Here is a 20,422-nt window from a genome sequence, read left to right as displayed (position 1 = left end):
TCATAAGGTAATCATCACCACTTTGTCAAATTGGCTGTCTTGAGTGAGAGTCACCCACTCTGCATCTGTCAATATACGGGTCAGCTTGGTCTCCAAACTGAGCTTGTCAGTGGCGCTTGTCGTAAGCTGTGCGACATCGTCGCCCAAGGCATATATACCCGCAATGTGTTCGATATCATGCTCATTTAGATACGCATTGAGCCAATCAATAAAAGCAGCTGTGGTGCCGAGCAACATAATACTATCGCCTTTGCGCCAAGTGCGAGACATCTCCTCAGTGCTGCGTCTGAGGGTATCCATTGTGCTATGTAATTGATATAAAGTGGCCATAAAGGTATCCAATTGCGTGCTTTATTATTTTATATGTGAGCTGATACGGGGGTTTTTACCAATAGTCTGGTGGCAGCGCTACCTAAAAAGTCAGAATCTGCTCAAAGTCTTGAGAGTTAATGATCTCTGGAACTAGGGTTAGCTGTGAGGCCAAGTCGGCTGGCAACATGCCAATCACCCAACCACTAAAGACGTCATTGGGTAACCAAGCCGCTGGCAAGTCATAAAGCTCAAGTGACTGAATCATACCGTGCAAACGCGACTCAGACTGCATCAGTAGCCCAAAGACAGGAGCATCCAAATACAGCTGCACCTCATGGCCAAAAGTTGCCAGCGTTAGTGCCAGCGCACAGCCTTCATAGCTGGCCGATTCAGTAGGCGTATTCAGCTGAATTAATAATCTCATAATGTATTCCTAAACGTATTGACCACTGATAAGCGCCATAACAAACAAGCGATAAATACTTTAATATGATCAAAACTGTATTAAATGACTGTCCTCTTGCATCATCATTGCAAGCTCACTGAGTCCCACCAATGTAAATCCTGTCGCAAGATTGTTCCCTTCAAGCTGATGGCGTGTGCTGTTATCGTCATCACTAATGCCGCGACTAAGTGCAGTACTGACGCACACGGGCAGCGCTAACTGATACTGTTCAGCCAATGCCTGCCATTTTTTGGTCACATCACTCTGATCTGCTGGTTGCCAACGCAGACAGTTAGCAGTATTTGCCGCATCACCATAAAAGAACACATTTAATTTTTCATTGTCTGTGTCCTGTTTATTTGAAAGGCTTTGGAGGTAAGCACGTGCATAACGTAACGCTAAGTGAGCTAATGGATGGCTAGGATCAGCAGTAATCAATAATAATGGGGTAGTGGTCGTCATAGGGCGCGGTATCACCTATTATAGATAAGAGTGTAGAGAGCGTAATCAAGTTGCTGCTAATATGAATGTCAATATCAAGCTACTAGCAGTCATAAAAAAAGCCAATGCTATCATTGCCGATACTATCACAAGGCGTATTGGGGATGCCTGTGACAAGAAGTTTGGTAGATGATACAAAATATAGCCGTTCATACTATTATTTTACAACAATATCGTGGTATAAAATTGTGCTTATAATACGTTCAATACACATAAAAACAATGACGCAGGATAAGCTTTTTTGTAGATTCTGTTTATCACTTTTATCAACCGTTTCTACCAAAAGTGTTTATGCTACCATAAAGCGGCTCAAACCAAACAGCGGCATATTCATCAAAATGGTCATCAAACACGATTTTTGAGTATTAATGGCGCTGTGACTGCCTCGTAAGAAAAAATAATAAACTTATGAGCTGGGTTCACGTAGTCTTACCATTCTATGCAAGGAATTTTTTTCACTATGTCATCTGTTATGCCCTCACGTATGAACAACGGTATAGATTATCAGCCTACAATAGAGCAGCTACAAGTCCTGCAAACGGCGAGTGAGTTTGCTTATCAGATTTGGGAGAGCCGGACGGTCTCATGCCAAACGTTTTTGCGTAGCTATCCTCTAAACAGTACGCTAACACGCCAGCAAATCGATGATTTGATCCAAGATTATACGCTAGATGAGGATTACCAACTCGCTGATGAAACCAAAGTCATGAGCGGCTTACGTAATTTGCGTACGCTACTAATGATGCGCTGGATTTGGCAAGATGCACTACAGATGATCAGCCTTGAGCAGTTGACGGATGAGTTGTCTGAGTTTGCAGGCGGCTGTATCTCCTTTGCAAAAGAATATACCTATAAAAATCTGACGGCTCAATATGGTGAACCGACTTTCATCAATGCCCAAGGCAACGTGCAAATTGATGACATGGCCATCATGGCCATGGGCAAGCTTGGTGCTCATGAGCTGAATCTATCGAGTGATATTGACCTGATCTTTGTGCATCAGGCCCGCGGCGAAACCAATGGCAGTAAAGAAAAAGGCACGCGCAGTATAGACAATAAGCGTTTTATGACTCGATTAGGTCAAGGTATTATCAAACTGCTTGATAATAAAACAGCAGATGGGTTCGTCTTTCGGGTAGATATGCGCCTGCGACCCTGGGGTGATGGTAGCGACTTGGCCATTCACCTCTCAGCATTGCAGAAGTATTTTGCTTTACATGGGAGAGCTTGGGAGCGCTTTGCTTGGCTGAAAGCGCGTGTGGTAGGTCAAATAGATCAGCCATTCTATGATGAGATACAAGCATTAATTAAGCCCTTTGTCTTTCGCTATTATGTAGACTACAGTGCTTTTTCGGCATTGAGGGAGATGAAGTCGCTTATCCAAAACCAAGTGGCACAGCGTGAAGACTTGGATAATATTAAGTTGGGTGCGGGCGGTATCAGAGATATTGAATTCATTGTGCAGGCCTTTCAGTTGATCTATGGCGGCAGGCATCCGCAGCTACAAATAAAACCTTGCCTACAAGCCATGCAAGTATTACGTGAGATTGGTTATCTAGAGCAATCAACCTATGATGGGTTACAAGCCGCGTATCGGTTCTTGCGCCGCTTGGAACACGGTATTCAAGCGATCAATGATCAACAGACTCAGCGACTACCACATGATACTCAGTGGCAGCATAATCTAGCAATAACGCTGGGGTTTGCTGACTGGAGTGCTTTACTCAGCCAGCTCAACCACCATCGAAATAATGTCAATGATCCGTTTGAGCGTATGGTGACTGAGCGTCAAGTACCAGATAATGAAGACACTGATCTGGAGCCAGAAGACTTAGACGAGCAAATCGCCCGTTTGAATGAAGTGCTCACCGCAGACAACCGTGAGCTATTACAGAATTTTTGGCAATCAAAAATGGTGGCCAATTTAAGTGAGGAAGCCCGCGAGCGCTTGGATGATGCCTATCCTGTCATCGTACATGCGCTACTTGCCCATCAAGAACAGCAAAAACTGGCCAATACTGCCTTGCCACGACTGATTTCATTGCTTGAGGCCATTTGTCGTCGTTCTATCTACTTGGTCATGATTGCAGAAAATCCCAATGCCACCATTGAGCTGATTCCGATGCTATCTGCTAGTCCATGGATTGCAAAAGAGCTGGCACAGTATCCTGTATTGTTAGATACTTTTTTGCAGCAGCGCTATCGCCATTTGCCAGACAAGCGTGAACTACGTGATATTCTGCGTCAGCAACTACTGCGCGTCGAGCCTGATGATGAAGAAGAGCTGCTAAGCGTGCTACGCCTATTTAAGAAAAACCAAGTGTTGGCCGTTGCTGCCAGTGATGTGTTGGCTGAGCGTCCGATCATGAAAGTATCAGACTCGCTCACGTATATTGCTGAAGTGGTACTGGAGGCCGCGCTGGAGCGTGCTTTTGCGGAGATTGTGAACCGCTATGGCTATCCCATTGGCCAAGATGGCGATCCGGTCACTGAAGCAGATTGCGGTTTTGCCATTATCGGCTATGGCAAGCTTGGTGGGCTTGAGCTGTCCTACTCATCGGACCTAGACTTGGTGTTTTTGCATAAGATAAAAGAACAAGGCATGACCACAGGTGAAAAATCCGTGAGTGGGATGAAGTTTGCTGCGCGTCTGGTGCAAAAGCTCATGAACTATCTGAACACGCAAACGCGAGATGGCAGAGCATATGAGATTGACATGCGCCTGCGGCCGTCAGGTAATGCTGGCATGATGGTGGTGTCGTATCACGCCTTTGAAACCTATCAGATGGATAAAGCATGGTCGTGGGAGCATCAAGCACTGGTGCGTGCTCGAGCGATTTGCGGCGACAGGCGCGTGACGGCACGCTTTTGTGACATTCGCCGAGAGGTATTGGCACTGCCGCGCACGTTAGATCAGGTGCGTAGTGAAGTCACTAGCATGCGTATAAAAATGCAAAAGCATTTGGGCACCAATCAATGGCAGCAACAAGCCGGTAAGTTTCATCTTAAGCAAGATGCAGGCGGTATTGTCGATATTGAGTTCCTAGCGCAATTTGCGGTATTGGCTTATTCGCATGAATACCCAAGCTTGACTAAGTGGAGTGACAACGTGCGTATTTTTGAGGAAGTTGCGTTACTTGGTATTTGGGAGGCGCAAGTCTGTCAAGATTTGACAGATGCCTATCTAAGGATACGTGCAGCCACTCACCAGCTTGCCTTGTCAGAGCAGTCACTACTCGTTGACGAGTCTCTGTGGCAAGAAACGCGAGCCTTAGTACAATCGCAGTGGCAGCATCTCATGGGCGTAGCACCTACCGAAAAATAATATCCAAAATTTTTACTGGAGTCTTGCCGACCGTCAAAGAGACGCTTACACTGTAATGCTTTATCATAATTAATAAGCCTATGATAACAAACCAAAAGAGTTCATTTGCCCATACGGCCAGTGATATAATCGATCGCACATCGTCATTAAACCTTCAGTCGTTGGTCATAATAACGCTGTATTTTAGGCAATAAAAAGTGGCGCTGCGGTGTTATCATACGATGTTGATCAATACTGTTAAATACAACCTATCTAAAAAAAGTTAGACGTCAGTGCTAACATAAGGACTATAAAATGAACATGGCAACACAAGATGGTAAGCTTTGGATGAATGGCACGATGATTGAGCAGCCAGATGCTAAGGTACATGTGCTTACACATAGCCTGCATTATGGTATGGCGGTTTTTGAAGGGGTGCGCGCGTATCAGACGGCTGACAATCGCACCGCTATTTTTCGCCTAAAAGAACACACCGAGCGTCTACTTGGCTCAGCGAAAATCTTTCAAATGGATGTGCCTTTTGATGCAGCCACTTTAGAGCAAGCACATAAGGATGTGGTCAAGCAAAACAACTTGGCAGAAGCCTATATTCGTCCGCTTATCTGGGTCGGTGCAGAAAAGCTTGGTTTGTCATCACGTGACAACAGCATCAATGCAATGGTCGCGGCATGGCATTGGGGCGCTTATCTGGGTGAAGAGGGTATCAAAAACGGTATCCGTGTAAAAACCTCTTCATTTACCCATCACATGACCAATGTGACCATGTGTAAGGCTAAGGCGTCTAGTAACTATCCTGTGTCTATCATGGCCAACCAAGAAGTGACTCGCAACGGCTATGACGAAGCTATCTTGATGGATCCGCAAGGCTATGTATGCCAAGGCGCAGGCGAGAACTTGTTCTTGGTAAAAGATGGTGTATTACACACCCCAGACTTAGCAGGCGGGGCACTTGACGGTATTACGCGTCGTACCATCATTCAGTTCGCTGATGATCTAGGTATTAAAGTCGTTGAGCGTCGTATCACTCGTGATGAGTTTTACTTAGCAGATGAAATCTTTATGACCGGTACGGCTGCTGAAGTCACACCTATCCGTGAATACGATGATCGCACGGTCGGTAATGGCGGCCGCGGACCTTTGACTGAGAAACTGCAAACCTTATACTTTGATGTGGTACATGGCCGCAATGAGCAGTATATGGATTGGTTAAGCTTTATTGACTGATAAAGCGGTTACTTTGAAGACCAAAAAGGCTGAACATAATTGTTCAGTCTTTTTTTTATGCTAATATAGCCATCATATTTATTCATAATATTAAAGTGAGCAGTCAATGCCAATAGATTCTAGTACAGCAGATACTCAAAATATCAAACAAATCATCTGTATTAAATGGGGCACAAAATATGGTGCCGATTATGCCAACAAACTATATGGCATGGTATCTCGCAACATTACACCACCATTTAGATTTGTCTGCTTTACTGATGATACAACAGATGTCCGTCCAGAAATTGAATGCCAAGCGCTACCACCATTAGATGTCACTATGCCAACCAATACACTCGGTAAGTGGCCAAAGTCTCGCTTGTGGGGTGAAAAGCTAGGTGATTTGACAGGGACAGTACTGTTTGTAGATTTGGATGTGATTATCGTAGATAGTCTCGATCCTTTCTTTGAATACGGCAAGCCAGACGATGTTATTTTGTCTTATAATCCTAGTAATCCGCTAGAGCGCTTGGGACAGACATCTTGCTTTAGATTTCAGATAGGGGCGCTTGTCTCACTGCAAGAAAAATTCAAAGCAGATCCGCAAGGTATCGCTGATGAGTACCGTTTTGAGCAGCGTTTTGTCACTCGTAATGCACCAGGCGGTGTGAAGCTATTTCCAAAGGCGTGGGTCGCACATTTTAGACGCAAGTGTCGTCAACCGTTTCCATTCAACTATTTTAAAGAACCAAAGATTCCTAAAGGCGCTCGTTTGGTTATCTTCCCTGGTGATTTGTATCCAACGCATGCGATCGAAGGTAGATATAACAAGAATGCTGCTAATAACGCCAAAGATCATTTGAAGCAACTGGCTGAACCCAAAAATATGAAGAGACCGCTGCGTCATCTTCGTCATTTTATCTTACCAGTAGGATGGATTGAAAAGTACTGGAAAGAATAGGCTTAATTTTATATTGGAGTATTCAAGCATTTAAGTGTTATTACATTAGTAGCAGTGAGTGTTGATGCTTTCTATGCTCATAAATATGAACGTAGAAAGCATTATTTAGTGAATGGATAAAATTATGAAAACAAACGATGCTATTAGAGTCTTTGTGGGCTGCGACCCAAATAACTGTGATCTAGAGCAAATGATGGTTCTAGATTATAGTATTCACAAACACACCAGTGTACCCGTTGAAATAGTATGGATGCAGCTATCGCGCGATCCTAATAGCTATTGGTATTCTAATCCCGAGGCTGGCGAGGGCTGGAATACTACTAAATGGTCGACACCTTTCTCAGGATTCCGTTGGGCAATTCCAGAATACTGCAATTATTCTGGACGAGCCATTTATATGGATGCCGATGTCATTATTTTAGATGATCTAGCAAAGCTATGGCAGCATCCTATTGAAGGGCAATCCATAGTGGCGGCTAAAACGAATGCTGATATGACTCGTCTATGTACTTGTATATGGGATTGCGATGCTGCAAAAAACGTTGTTTTGCCTATCGAAAAACTTAGAAAAGATCCCAAAAGTCATAAAGAAATGATGGCTTTATTCAAGAAAAACACGCAATTGATTGAGTCTTATCAGGACAGTTATAACTGTATAGATGGTGAAAACTTAGCAATAGAAGAAATCAAAATTTTGCATTACTCAGATATGGGAACGCAATTCAGTCATAAGTACTCGTTACCTAGAGTGAATGAGGAAGGAATCGAGCATTGGTTTGACGGAGAAGTATTGCCACATCCAAGACAAGATTTGGTTGACCTTTTTGATAATTATTATAATGAAGCGCTTACTGCTGGATATCATCTAGAGAGCTATCGAATTGAGCATTTTGGTGTTTTTCCAAAGAAATCCCAGCAAGGCTATATTGGAAATAAGGTGACTCGTCCAAAAGCCTCCAAATCTCTATTTGCAAAATTATTCAAGCGTTGATTCATTTAACATAATAATATTTCACACACTAAATGAATAGAAATTCATCCATAGGTTATCGTTTATGAAGCAGCATAAAAAAATAGCATTGCTCGCTATTAATTGTCTACAAGGTGGAGGGGCAGAGCGAGTCGTTCTTACTTTAGGACAGGGATTTTACGAATTAGGATACGAAGTACATATTTTAAGGTTTAAGCCGCGGGTCGAATACGATCTTAATCCAAACCTTATTTATCATGTGCTCAAATTCAAACCTTATAAGATGATACCAGGAGCACAGCGTCGCGATAAGTTTTTTGCTTATGCGGTAGATCGTTATGTCAAAAAAAATATTGGACAGCCTGATATTATTTTGTCGAACCTTGATCGTTCAGATAGTATCTTTAGCTACAGTAGCCTGCCGAATATCATTTATGTGATTCATAATACTTTGTCACTACTTTATAAGTTTGCAAAAACAGATGTGGGTCATCAGAGAAAAGAAAACTTTACGAGAATTTATTCCAAAAATCCTTGTGCCTGTGTCAGTAATGGCGTAGAAAAGGATTTTGTAGAAAACTTTGGTCATGTTACTTCAACAACGGCAATACATAACCCAATTGATAGAGACGGTATTCAAAAATTAGCTGATGCCTTTATTCCAGAATATCAAAATTATATTATTCACGTTGGCAGTTTTAAAGAAGCGAAACGTCACGATGTGCTGTTGAGAGCTTATGCAAAGACAGATCAGTCTTTGCCGTTGCTTCTGTTGGGTAAAGGCAAGCTTCAAAGTAAGATAGAGGAGTTGGTCGTAGAGCTCAACCTAGAAGATAAGGTGGTTTTTTTAGGCTTCCATGAAAACCCTTTTCCTTATATAAAGCATGCGCAATTTAAAGTACTAACTTCTGACTGGGAAGGTTTTGCTTTGGTGATTGCAGAGTCTTTAGTTTTAGGAACACCAGTTATCAGTACTGACTGCCAGTCTGGGCCAAGTGAGTTATTGCCTCAGAAAAACCTAATGCCTATGAGAGACATAGATGCTATTGCAGCCAAATTAAGCTTAGCAATGAAGAATCCAGAGCAATTTCAGTCTGAATTTAGTGAAACGCTCCTTCCTGTCACAATAGCAAAGAAATATATTGAATTCGCATCGGATTTTGAGAATACAGATAAGAGATCTTAATCTAACCACCATTTGGACCAATCATCTCTATGCAATTGCCGTAGCGTGGCAAAAGCACTCTGGTTATTCTGTAGTTTTTCGAATACAGCAAGCAGTATAGTAGTAGCTAATTTGTCGACTTTGTGGAATTTGTGATAGCGCTTGCGCATATTTCTCAGACTGTCATCGGTGCCGATACGAAAATAAGTGAGACCATCATATAGAGACAAGTCGCCGGCATACAGTATGTCGGTTTTTTCATCTAATAATGCTATGGATTCAGCATCAGGAGAGGCTTGTAAAAAGTTTTTGGTCTCATAAGCGCGGACAGTATTCATTAGTGTAATGACATTCATCAAAATAGCGGCTCTATTGACGTTATCTGAGTGATCGATGAAAGTATCACAGGCTGAAACTATCCAGCGTAGTGACAGGTTTTCTAATAAATAATGGTTCTCTGCCACCCACAGCCTTTCGAATTCTGCAAATATTTTGTCTATTTTGTATTTACGGCGCATCAATATGATGAGTGTATTGTGATAAAAGCAGAGTTCAGACTCACCCAAGGATTGATGCTTTAAGTTATTTAAATGACTTTCTAACGCCTTGCTCTTACGTTCGTCTGTCAGCGTCTCAATATCGCACATTGACTCTGTAATCGTTGTTGCTTTCATGTCGTCAAAGCTTTTGCCATCATAGTTTTTGATAACCTTGCCCGCATTCAATCTTTTTTCACTTCGAAAGACTAATAGCAGTTTTCTTTGCCAGTTTGAAGGTGTAGTCATGTCACTAAAATCCTTTGAACAAATATGATGTGATTAGAGCTTAAACGTCTATCTAAAAAATTGATACTAAAGTGGTTTATGAAATATTTTTACTCAAACTGAATAATATCGCTTATACCATTCGACAAATTTTGCGATTCCATCTTCGATATTGGTTTCAGGCTTAAATCCAATATCATCTACCAATTCATCTATATCTGCATAAGTAATCGGCACATCGCCTGCCTGCATGGGTAGCAGGTTTTCGTTGGCTTTTATGCCACAAGCATCCTCGATAGCGGTAATGAAACGACGCAGCGTAATAGGTTGATTGTTACCGATATTATAAATTTTATAAGGGGCTGATGCTGTCGTAATACCAGAGTGTTGGTTAGCCGGTACTTTTTTCATTACTCCTATGATGCCTTTAATAATATCATCGATGTAGGTAAAGTCACGCTGCATATCACCATTATTAAACACATCAATCGGTTCACCAGCTAGGATTTTTTTGGTAAAAGAAAAATAAGCCATGTCTGGTCTGCCATAAGGGCCGTAAACGGTAAAAAACCGCAGTCCTGTCGTAGGAATGTTATACAAGTGGCTATAACTGTGTGCCATGAGCTCATTGGATTTTTTGGTAGCGGCGTATAGGCTGATAGGAAAATCAACACAGTCAGCAGTTGTAAACGGCTGCTTTATATTCATACCATAGACAGAGCTAGAGCTGGCATAGATCAGATGCTTGATATTATGGTGGCGACAGCCCTCAAGAATATTTACAAACCCGACCACATTTGAGTCAATGTATGCATTTGGGTTTTCGATAGAGTAGCGTACGCCTGCTTGCGCGCCTAGATTGATAACCGTATCAAACCGATAGGTAGAAAAAAGAGCAGACATTGCTTCGCGATCAGCCAGATCTAACTTAATGAATGTAAAATTTTCTGGTGTTGATAGCTCGTTTAAGATATTCAAGCGGTCTTGTTTTAGACCGACATCGTAATAGTCGTTGATATTGTCAATACCAACGATCAGCAATGCTTCATCAGATAGGTGCGTCTCTAACAATGCTTTGATTAAATGAAAGCCAATAAAACCCGCTGCGCCAGTTACTAATACTTTCATCAATCGCTCCCAAACAAGTCTCGAGTAAATACCTTATCCGCCACATCTGCTATATCAGCAGACAAGCGATTTGCCACAATGACATCACTCATTGCTTTAAACGCATCTAAGTCTGTAATCACTCGCGAATTGAAAAAATTATCCTCTTTTAGTACGGGTTCATAAACCACGACTTCGATACCTTTTGCTTTAATACGCTTCATAATGCCTTGTATCGCGGACGCTCTAAAGTTGTCTGATCCACTCTTCATCACCAGTCGGTGTATACCGACGATTTTTGGTTGTCTTTCAATCACTTTATCAGCAATAAAATCTTTACGAGTTCTATTAGAGTCGACAATGGCCCTGATCAAGTTACTGGGTACTTCATCATAGTTTGCCAATAGCTGCTTGGTATCTTTGGGTAGGCAGTAGCCACCATACCCAAATGACGGGTTATTATAATGATCGCCAATACGCGGATCTAAGCCAATACCTTCTATGATTTGTTTGGTTTCGAGCCCGAATGTCTGAGCATAGGTATCTAGCTCATTAAAATAAGCCACGCGCATTGCTAGATAAGTGTTAGAAAACAGTTTGATTGCTTCAGCTTCAGTCGACTTCACAAACAGTAGCGGCACGTCTTTTTTGATAGCGCCTTCAAGCAATAACTCAGCAAACTGCTGTGCCTGTTCAGATTGTGCGCCCACAATGATTCGAGAGGGGTAAAGGTTGTCGTGTAGGGCTTGGCCTTCTCGTAAAAACTCAGGTGAGAAAATAATACGATCCGTTTCGTATCGCTCTCTGATACTAGCGGTATAGCCAACGGGCACAGTAGATTTTATGATAATGGTTGCTTGTTGATTGACCAATAATACTTGTTCAATCACAGATTCTACCGTTGAAGTATTAAAGTAATTGGTCTTTGCATCATAATCGGTCGGTGTGGCGACAATGATAAAATCTGCGTTTTGGTAAGCCTGCTCGGCATTGAGTGTGGCAGAAAAATTAAGTTCCTTATGTGATAAGAAGTCTTCGATATCTTTGTCTTCGATTGGCGACTGCTTTGCATTTAGCAGGTCAATCTTTTTAGCGATGACATCGACAGCGACCACTTCATTGTGCTGTGCCAATAACATGGCATTTGATAGTCCCACATAGCCTGTGCCTACTACTGCTATTTTCATAATATATCCAAATAATATTCAAGCATTGATGAGAAGAGTCAATCTAAAGTTAAGTAATGATAGTAGTTATTCAACCATGGCTAACGTATTTATCTAAGTTTAATCGCTAGTATGGCCTGCGACCGAATTGGGTAGATATTCTGAGAATTTATCTCTCATCGCCTGACTGACTTTTTGGTATAAATCTGGTTCAAGCAAATCCAAACTTTGAATGCAGCCATACTTTATGGTTTTATCTTCTAAATCAAGGACAAAATTTTCTACGCTGTCTTTGTTTTTTAGATAGTTGATAGACGTCTCAGGTTTTAAGTGTGCTTCATCTTTTTGAATTTTCAGATGATTCATCAGTGTTATAGGATTCACTTGCGCCACATCCCTGAATTTATACTTTATCTGCTCTATTAGTAATTGAGGATGTGTTAACAAATGGTCTTTTAAAATTGTTTTATCGACAATATGAGGATAGTGATGAATCTCAAAAAACTGATCCATACCAAGTATTTTAGCACTTAGCATCTGCGCTATCGTATGCCTTGGCTGTATGAGCGTACCGAATAATTTCAAGCGAGATTTTCGAAAGTTGAGCTTGGCATTTAGAGCCGCATTTTTGCGCCAATGACCATGAATCATCAATTTTTCATTGTCTAAAAAGTCATCTATCACTACTGGCTGATTAAAAAAGAAATCATCATTCATATAGATAAAATAATCAGACAAGCCTTGTATATTCCATATCATAGTCTCAATTGATCTGGTATTGAACGTCGGCAAAAACTGCTCATAGCCTGAAAAAATATCTTTGTGATCAACCACTCGTATGGTATCTGCTGAACAGATATTTTGCTTGGCAAACTCATCGATGAATGCTGGCTGCTGCTGGTCTGTGACGATATAGATATGACGCACAAAAGGGACATACTTGATAATCGAGGCAATATTATAATATATCTCATCGTCACTGGCGAAACGTGTTGCCGTTACCGCATCTGAAGCCACTGTTTTGCCTGATTTGTACTGTTCTCTTTTTTGCTCCAGGATAGGGTCTGTACCATCTACCCAAGCAATGACCACATCTAGTTTTTTATCATTAGGCTGCTTCATGACAGATCCTATTATTTTTATTAGCATCTCAATGCTTGTAAGATTAAAAGTTATATCAGCAAGGCAAGCGCTTGTGTGGTAGTTATTACTGACTGATATGACTATACGTGAGGGCAATTATACCAGTCAGGCTTATACTCTAGCGAATACCTGTATGGGTATAAAAGTAGATGAGACTAGCATATAAAGCCAGAAAGCTGCAATCACTATGACTACCAATGATCATCCGTACTGACAAAAAAGTGAGATATGAATGCGCCCCATTATTTTGTTTATTTTAAAAGCGCTTGAAGGCCGCGGCGCTGAGCGTATGGTCACCACATTAGCAAGTGCTTATGTGGACATGGGATATCGTGTTCATATCTTATGTTTAGAGCAGACACAGGATATGCCATTAGATGGCCGCGTTCGGTATCATATAGTGTCTTATGATGAGGTTTTTGCTGAGCAGAATCTCGACCCGCAATCTACGCAAGCACAAGCCTATGAGGCCGTTGCTAGGCGTGTCGATACTTATGTACTTAGTCAAATAGGCGTGCCAGATTTAATACTGGCCAATATCTATAAAATAAACTGGATCATGGCTTATAGTCAATTACCCAACATCGTGAATGTCCTGCACACGGCATTATCCAAGCAGTTTCAAAGTCAGCTATCAGAGACACCAACCCAAACGATTCATCATCTAAAAATGGTTTATGGCGTGCATCCTTGTAGCTGTGTGAGTGAAGGGGCGCGGCAAGATTTAATCTCTCTAATCGGGCAGATTACCAAAACCACGACTATTTATAACCCTTGCGATGCGACAGATATCAAGGTTAAGTCAATGGAGCTATCATGTCTCGAACCGTTTGGCCTAATAGATAAGCAGTATATGATTCATGTTGCGTCATTTGACACCATGAAAGGTCATAAAGAGTTGCTACAGGCTTATGCCAAAACAGCGCGAAAGTTGCCATTAGTATTGGTAGGCAAGGGCAAGCTTGAAGATGAGATTAAGCAGCTCGCCGCCACGCTTGGTATTAGCGACTGTGTCAGGTTTTTAGGATTTCAAGCCAACCCTTATCCACTGATTGCCTCAGCAGCACTGATGGTCATGACATCCAAGTTTGAAGGTTTTGGCTATGTCATCGTCGAGGCGCAAGCGTTAGGAGTACCAGTGGTTAGTACAGACTGTCCGTTTGGCCCAAGGGAGCTGCTACCAGCTAAAAACTTGATACCAGTAGGGGATATCACTGGACTGGCCACACTCATCGATCAGGCAATAGACAACCTGACGCACTTTATAGTACCGCTAAATCCGCAGCTATTACCTAAGCACATCTCACAGCAGTACTTGGCGTTTGGGTCAGTAATAGAGGGAAAAATTGACTGATATTAGAGACTGTCAAATAATGTTCTAGAGACAGGAGAGTGATTAATGACAGGTACACCGTGCGCTTTATAGGTTTCACCTAGTAAATTGAAAGAAGGTACGATACGTTCGCTCATGACTTTACCTAGCGTAGTTGGGGCGCGGTTGCTGTTATTTTCGTAAAAACGTGGCTGCTCACTGTTGAGTAAGTCGATGCCGTATAGGTGAATAGCTGCCGCCTGACGAGAAAAAGCCAGCTGAGCAGCCACATAAGCGACCGTACCTGCTTCTACAAATCCATGAGTGATGTTCAAAGAGACGCCAATCTCGGCAGTGTTATGACGCTTATCAATAATAAAATTTGGATGATTGATAAAGTATGACAACGGCATTTTTTTATTCAGACGTTTTTTCTTAAAAATCAGCTTGTTGAATAACAGCTTATTTGATTTGACACCCCAAGGTCTATCTACCGGATATAACACCCGCATGGCATGATGGTGGTCACGCATGATATCAGGATGTGTTGTCGCCATCGCTTCAAAGACGGCTAGGGTGGCATATAGAGGTTGCCCTGTATAATACTGCCGTAAAACTTCAGGATTATGACTGATAAAGCGCGCGTCACTGATGACATAACCGACGATATCGGTAAAATCATGCTGATCTGCAAGGCTAATACTGCCATTGACAAAAATAGTAGGGGTGTCTAGCAATGTTGATAATGATAGATCATGTACGGATGGGCCTGAGGCAATAACATTGACACTTTTGCCATGCAGGCTTTGTGTTGGGTCATTGGCATTGAAAGCATTGATAACGACAGATTCACCATCAATACTAAACCTGACGGTAGCTGGTAACCTTAAATATAGCGCCATACTATTTTCCAGTAGTTGACTGTCACTGCGCCTATTCTATACCGTTATCGATTGCCTTTAAACTGTTTATAAGACCGCTAAGTATATAAATATTGTTGCTTTTCAGACCGTTACTGCCAATGATCTTTTAACCATGGGCTTGGTTTGACATGGCGATACCACTTGCCTCCGCTACCAGCAATGGCATCTGGCGGATTGATTTCACCATGAAAAATAACGATTTTTGCGTTGTCTGGCAAACTGGGCGTGCGCACAAAATTGAAGGGAATAGGAGCGATACACTGGTATTTAAAGCTCACGCACCAGGTTTTATCCCAGTATTCTAAATGATGGTGTTCACGGAGATAGTTTGATAGATAAGCTTGTTCATGACGTACTTGAGTGCGAATGGTGTCAAAGTTACGCTCAAAGTTAGATAACAAATCGGGGTAGGTATTCATACCGATATTAAAACGATAGACGGAGCTGTTACCAATCATGCGCCACGGTTTTTTCCAGTCACGAATGATGACAACACTGTCCTTATATTCAGCTTTATAAGTAAAAAAAGCATTGATACTATCGACAATGACAATATCGATATCCAAAAACAGTGCCACACCTTTTAGGCCGTATAGTTCAGGCTTGAATGTTGTTAGCTTTTTCCAGCCACGCTCAGGACCCGCAGGCAGATCCATTTCTGGTATAGGGTGACAAGTAATAGCAGGATCAATGCCCGTACTGTCATCGGTCAAGCAGATCATTTGAAAGTCTAAGCTCAGATGACGGCTGACCATATTGTATAAACGATTGACGTACTCAGGACCGTACTTAGTACCCCATTTCATACAAATAACATAACGCTGATCGGTAGCATTAATTTCTGTTTTGGTTGGGTCAGTTGTCATAATGCACTCTTATTGAGATAAATGAAGGACTAATAAGAACGATGAGCTTGAATAAAGGCTTTTAAGGTTGCTTCATCGGTTCGATAAGGGTTGCCTAGTGTTGGTATGCGCTTAAAACGTCGATAGCCCCACATATAATGACTATAGTGGTCGCTAATCATATGCTCCATGGCTTGATTGAGCGCATGCGTTGCCGTTTCGGCATGGCGATCATAAAGTGCGGGATTATCCAGTTTATAACAGTAGATATCAAAACCTTGTCCATCATCTCGGCGAATACAGGATAAGCCGACCAGTGCACATTTGGTTTTGCTAGCCAGTTTTGAGGCGAGCGTACTGGTCAAAGTATGCACACCAAAAAAAGGCACTACCACGCCGCCTGACGGCTCTGGGACATGATCTGGTAGTACGATACTAAAACCACCTTGCTTGAGCGTCTTAAACACTGCTTTGACACCGCTGCCATCTGTCGGTACCAAAGTCGCATTGAGGCGTGAACGTCCTTGCAGTACAAAGTTATTGGTAATATCACCTTTGACTGGCTTATACATGATGGTTGGCGCACCAAACTGATTGAGCCAAGCGTTCATCATCTCCCACGTACCCAGATGTGGAACGATCGCCAGCATGCCGTTAGGATTGGCAAGCCCCTCTAACAAAATATCTTTGTTGTGAACATCACGAATCTGAGCAATGCTCCACTCAGGTGGCATTGCCCAGCTCTTGATAGACTCAATACTGGTCAAACATTGATGATAAATAATGTCTTTAACCAACTGGTGCTTTTGGTGTTCAGGGAGAGCTTGAGCGATGAGTGCCATGTTAATATGCACAGTACGCATGATGCTAAGGCTCGGAATCTTTATGATCACCCAAGCGACAAAACGTGCCAACGTCTGCATTACAGACAGTGGCACGAATTTGAAAAGATGGTATGGATTCATAGCCACTCGCATGGTGATGAATCACATAACACATACAGCAGATAATAACGTTGCATCATCAAGCTGCTTATTGGGCAGGCTTGTTGGCATCGGCTTGTGCTTTTTCGCGCACACGGATACCAAGATCACGTAGCTGCTTGCTATCAACTTCAGCAGGTGCTTGAGTAAGTGGACACTCAGCAGTTTTGGTTTTTGGGAACGCAATGACATCACGGATAGAGTCTGCGCCTACCATGAGCATAATCAGACGATCCAAACCAAATGCTAAGCCACCATGCGGAGGCGCACCGAACTTCAATGCATCCAGTAGGAAACCAAACTTGTCTTCAGCTTCTTGCTCACCGATACCTAGTGCATCAAGCACCGCTTGCTGCATATCGTACGTATTGATACGTAAGCTACCACCGCCAACTTCTGTACCATTTAACACCATATCATAAGCGATAGATAGAGCAGCTTCTGGGTTGTTTTTCAGCTCATCGACTGAGCCTTTAGGCTTAGTAAATGGATGATGCATTGAGGTCCAGCGACCATCGTCAGTCTGCTCAAACATTGGGAAGTCAGTGACCCAAAGTGGTGCCCACTGGCAGGTCGTCATCTCAAGGTCTAGACCGATTTTTTGACGTAGTGCACCAATTGCATCGTTCACGACACTGGCTTTATCTGCACCAAAGAAGATAATATCGCCATCTTCTGCAGCAGTACGCTCGATTAGGCTAACCAGTACATCATCAGTCATGTTTTTGATGATTGGAGACTGTAGGCCAGACTCTTTGTCCACACCATTGTTGATGCTGCTAGCATCATTGACTTTGATATAAGCCAAACCACGTGCACCATAGATACCAACGAACTTGGTGTAGGCATCGATTTGCTTACGGCTTAATGACGCGCCACCAGGGATACGTAAGGCAGCCACACGACCTTTAGGATCGTTAGCAGGACCTGCGAACACTTTGAAGTCGACATCTTTCATCAAATCTGCAACGTCGACCAATTTTAGTGGAATACGCAAGTCAGGCTTGTCTGATGCATAGTCACGCATGGCTTCTGCGTAAGTCATACGAGGGAACTGTTCAAACTCAACATCCATCATGGTCTTAAACAAATGCTTGATAAGGCCTTCGTTGATGTTCATGATTTCTTCTTCGTTTAAGAAAGAAGTCTCAATATCCACCTGAGTAAATTCAGGCTGACGATCAGCACGTAAATCTTCATCACGGAAACATTTAGCGATTTGATAATAACGGTCAAAACCTGAGACCATCAATAGCTGTTTAAATAGCTGTGGGGACTGCGGTAATGCAAAGAAGTTACCTGGACGGGTACGTGATGGTACGAGATAGTCACGCGCACCTTCTGGCGTCGCACGAGTCAAGATAGGCGTTTCAACGTCCAAGAAGCCATGGTCATCCAAATAACGACGAATCGTTGACGTGGCTTTTGCACGGAACACCATACGCTCTTGCATTTGCGGACGACGCATGTCTAGATAGCGATACTTGAGACGCAAGTCTTCAGATACCGTCGTTTTTTCGTCATTTAATGGGAAAGGCGGCGTTTCAGATTTCGCCAGTACTTCAATTTCTTTGCCTAGCAGCTCAATCTGACCACTGGTCATATTATTGTTTTCAGTACCTTCATAACGGCGACGTACACGGCCAGTTATTTTTAGCACATATTCAGGACGTACTGCATCAGCAGTCGCAAATGCTTCTGGAGTATCAGGGTCAACCACCACCTGTAATATACCAGCGCGGTCACGCATGTCTAAGAAGATCACGCCACCGTGATCGCGACGACGATGTACCCAGCCTACGATGCTAATGGTTTGATCAATGAAGCTCTCAGTTACGGCTCCGCAATATTCGTCTCGGTATTCGCTATGCGTCATAGTGCTTTGCGTCATAATATAATTATCCAGTTATCAGCCCAATTCGAAATACAATAATGCAGCCATAGTTGTGTGTTTCAAGATAATTGTGAAAAACACACAAACAACGCGATTATGACAATGGGTCATCACGTTGGCTACACAAAATTTATTATAAAGGCATATTATGCCTAATCTGCCCTTTTTATACAACCTGCTGAGTCCAATCAACGTAAAGCCATGCACAAGTATCTGATGTATGTATCTATCCCTCTTTATATTGAGCAAAAGATAACTGTCTCGCTTGAAAATAGAGCGAGTCGTGCCTATATCAACCGCACGCTAATAAAAACAGCCATACTGATATATCTACTGACTTGAGGATTTGTAATCATGCTATTTCATCCAACCAAAAACCCTGTTGAACTGCGAGTTATCCATCTAAATAAAAATCAAGAGCACCGCCGTGAAGACTTAATGGAAGCCACTCAAGGTAAAGCGGCGCTTAAGCAGTTTAGAAAAACGATGGCTAAGAAAGCCAAACAGGCGCTAAAAGTAAAAACCAAGAATAAGAAAAAACATACTGATGACAAAGCACAAGTCTTCGTCCTTGATTTTGATGGTGATATCAAAGCCACCGCAGTCAAGCACTTGCGTGAGGAAATTAGTACGTTGATCAGTAGCGCGAATAAGGGTGATGAAGTCATTGTACGTCTTGAGTCAGGCGGTGGTGTGGTGCATGGTTATGGTTTGGCCGCTGCGCAATTGGTTCGCTTAAAAGATGCAGGTCTAAAACTGACTGTCTGTGTGGATAAAGTTGCCGCGAGCGGTGGCTATATGATGGCTTGCGTCGCAGATAAAGTGGTGGCCGCACCATTTGCTATTATTGGCTCAATTGGCGTGGTCTCACAATTGCCAAACTTCCATAAGTGGCTAAAAAACCATGATGTAGATTATGAGATGTTTACTGCGGGTGATTACAAGCGCACAGTCACTGTGTTCGGTGAGAACGATGCAGAAGATCGCGCCAAGTATCAAGAAGAACTAGAGCAGACTCACGAGCTATTCAAACACTTTGTCAATAACTACCGTCCAACACTAGATGTGGCAAAAGTGGCCACTGGCGAGCATTGGTATGGTGAAGATGCACTAAAACTTAAACTGGTGGATAGCTTGCAAACGTCAGATAGCTATATTCTAGAGCGTATGGAAGACAGTGAAGTGTATGCACTACATTCACGTCAAAAGCCAACACTCGCTGAAAAGCTAGGTTTGGCTCAAGCAGCTGAAGCAACGTTGAGTATGGCAGTCGATAAACTGCCTGATGCGCTCGCGCGTTTCGATCTTAACAGCCGTTTGAATATCCTAAAATAATGTTAAATATCATCATGATATTCGATAGATGATTTTTTCAGGATAAATAAATATTTGTACATTGT

18 protein-coding genes are annotated in these 20,422 nt (G+C 42.5%); 7 read left to right on the top strand and 11 right to left on the bottom strand.

All coding sequences use genetic code 11. The annotated features are described in order from the left end of the window. From IP485_RS01155 to tusD, 3 genes are all read right to left on the bottom strand, one after another. The gene (locus IP485_RS01155; protein WP_198325644.1) at positions 1-330 is read right to left on the bottom strand and encodes a hypothetical protein; all 330 of its coding nucleotides are present in this window, start codon (positions 328-330) and stop codon (positions 1-3) included. 82 nt (positions 331-412) lie between these two features. Further along, complete coding sequence (locus IP485_RS01150; RefSeq protein ID WP_197175794.1) at positions 413-736, bottom strand: hypothetical protein; 324 nt, start codon at positions 734-736, stop codon at positions 413-415. 69 nt (positions 737-805) lie between these two features. Beyond that, positions 806-1,219: a sulfurtransferase complex subunit TusD gene (gene tusD / locus IP485_RS01145; RefSeq protein ID WP_198325643.1), complete on the bottom strand. Its 414-nt coding sequence runs from the start codon at positions 1,217-1,219 to the stop codon at positions 806-808. Positions 1,220-1,718: 499 nt separating this feature from the next. Here tusD and glnE point away from each other — a divergent pair, with 499 nt between their 5' ends. The 5 genes from glnE to IP485_RS01120 all read left to right on the top strand — a co-directional run bounded on the left by glnE (position 1,719) and on the right by IP485_RS01120 (position 8,906). Next, positions 1,719-4,583 carry a bifunctional [glutamate--ammonia ligase]-adenylyl-L-tyrosine phosphorylase/[glutamate--ammonia-ligase] adenylyltransferase gene (glnE, locus tag IP485_RS01140; protein ID WP_198325642.1) on the top strand — a complete coding sequence of 955 codons (2,865 nt, stop codon included), beginning with the start codon at positions 1,719-1,721 and terminating at the stop codon, positions 4,581-4,583. A 294-nt stretch (positions 4,584-4,877) separates the two neighbouring features. Beyond that, the gene (locus IP485_RS01135; protein ID WP_194363167.1) at positions 4,878-5,807 is read left to right on the top strand and encodes a branched-chain amino acid transaminase; all 930 of its coding nucleotides are present in this window, start codon (positions 4,878-4,880) and stop codon (positions 5,805-5,807) included. 106 nt (positions 5,808-5,913) lie between these two features. After that, complete coding sequence (locus IP485_RS01130) at positions 5,914-6,750, top strand: hypothetical protein (protein ID WP_010202049.1); 837 nt, start codon at positions 5,914-5,916, stop codon at positions 6,748-6,750. A 124-nt stretch (positions 6,751-6,874) separates the two neighbouring features. After that, positions 6,875-7,741 (top strand): glycosyltransferase, encoded by an 867-nt coding sequence (locus tag IP485_RS01125; protein ID WP_198325641.1) that lies wholly within the window; start codon positions 6,875-6,877, stop codon positions 7,739-7,741. Positions 7,742-7,805: 64 nt separating this feature from the next. Next, a complete protein-coding gene (locus IP485_RS01120; protein WP_198325640.1) occupies positions 7,806-8,906 on the top strand; it encodes a glycosyltransferase in 1,101 nt (366 codons plus the stop codon). Here the strand turns inward: IP485_RS01120 and IP485_RS01115 are convergent. From IP485_RS01115 to IP485_RS01100, 4 genes are all read right to left on the bottom strand, one after another. Further along, the gene (locus tag IP485_RS01115) at positions 8,903-9,670 is read right to left on the bottom strand and encodes a hypothetical protein (protein ID WP_198325639.1); all 768 of its coding nucleotides are present in this window, start codon (positions 9,668-9,670) and stop codon (positions 8,903-8,905) included. The two genes, IP485_RS01120 and IP485_RS01115, sit on opposite strands and share 4 nt — an antisense overlap. 93 nt (positions 9,671-9,763) lie before the next feature. Then, entirely contained in the window at positions 9,764-10,777 is a 1,014-nt protein-coding gene (locus IP485_RS01110) for an NAD-dependent epimerase/dehydratase family protein (RefSeq protein WP_198325638.1), read from the bottom strand. Continuing rightward, entirely contained in the window at positions 10,777-11,943 is a 1,167-nt protein-coding gene (locus IP485_RS01105) for a nucleotide sugar dehydrogenase (protein WP_198325637.1), read from the bottom strand. The genes IP485_RS01110 and IP485_RS01105 overlap by 1 nt, the downstream gene beginning before the upstream one ends. Positions 11,944-12,042: 99 nt before the next feature. Beyond that, complete coding sequence (locus tag IP485_RS01100; protein ID WP_198325636.1) at positions 12,043-13,044, bottom strand: Stealth CR1 domain-containing protein; 1,002 nt, start codon at positions 13,042-13,044, stop codon at positions 12,043-12,045. A 253-nt stretch (positions 13,045-13,297) separates the two neighbouring features. Here IP485_RS01100 and IP485_RS01095 point away from each other — a divergent pair, with 253 nt between their 5' ends. Continuing rightward, on the top strand, positions 13,298-14,419 hold the full coding sequence (locus IP485_RS01095; RefSeq protein WP_198325635.1) for a glycosyltransferase: 1,122 nt from the start codon (positions 13,298-13,300) through the stop codon (positions 14,417-14,419). A gap of 2 nt (positions 14,420-14,421) precedes the next feature. Here the strand turns inward: IP485_RS01095 and IP485_RS01090 are convergent, their stop codons facing one another. The 4 genes from IP485_RS01090 to aspS all read right to left on the bottom strand — a co-directional run bounded on the left by IP485_RS01090 (position 14,422) and on the right by aspS (position 19,004). Next, a complete protein-coding gene (locus tag IP485_RS01090; protein ID WP_198325634.1) occupies positions 14,422-15,279 on the bottom strand; it encodes a hypothetical protein in 858 nt (285 codons plus the stop codon). A gap of 110 nt (positions 15,280-15,389) precedes the next feature. Beyond that, positions 15,390-16,166, bottom strand: coding sequence for a glycosyltransferase (locus IP485_RS01085; RefSeq protein WP_198325633.1), 777 nt, complete (start codon positions 16,164-16,166; stop codon positions 15,390-15,392). A gap of 29 nt (positions 16,167-16,195) precedes the next feature. Next, entirely contained in the window at positions 16,196-17,110 is a 915-nt protein-coding gene (locus tag IP485_RS01080) for a lysophospholipid acyltransferase family protein (protein WP_198325632.1), read from the bottom strand. 67 nt (positions 17,111-17,177) lie between these two features. Then, positions 17,178-19,004, bottom strand: a complete 1,827-nt coding sequence (gene aspS, locus IP485_RS01075; RefSeq protein WP_198325990.1) for an aspartate--tRNA ligase — start codon at positions 19,002-19,004, stop codon at positions 17,178-17,180. Positions 19,005-19,376: 372 nt separating this feature from the next. On the opposite strand from aspS, the gene sohB reads away from it, so the two are divergent. Continuing rightward, complete coding sequence (gene sohB / locus IP485_RS01070; RefSeq protein WP_198325631.1) at positions 19,377-20,357, top strand: protease SohB; 981 nt, start codon at positions 19,377-19,379, stop codon at positions 20,355-20,357. Positions 20,358-20,422 lie beyond the last annotated feature (65 nt).

The sequence above is a fragment of the Psychrobacter sp. NG27 genome (assembly GCF_016106655.1).
Classification (GTDB): Bacteria; Pseudomonadota; Gammaproteobacteria; order Pseudomonadales; family Moraxellaceae; genus Psychrobacter.
The sequence above is the reverse complement of the archived record's forward strand: the minus strand, read 5'-3'. Positions and strand labels throughout refer to the sequence as shown.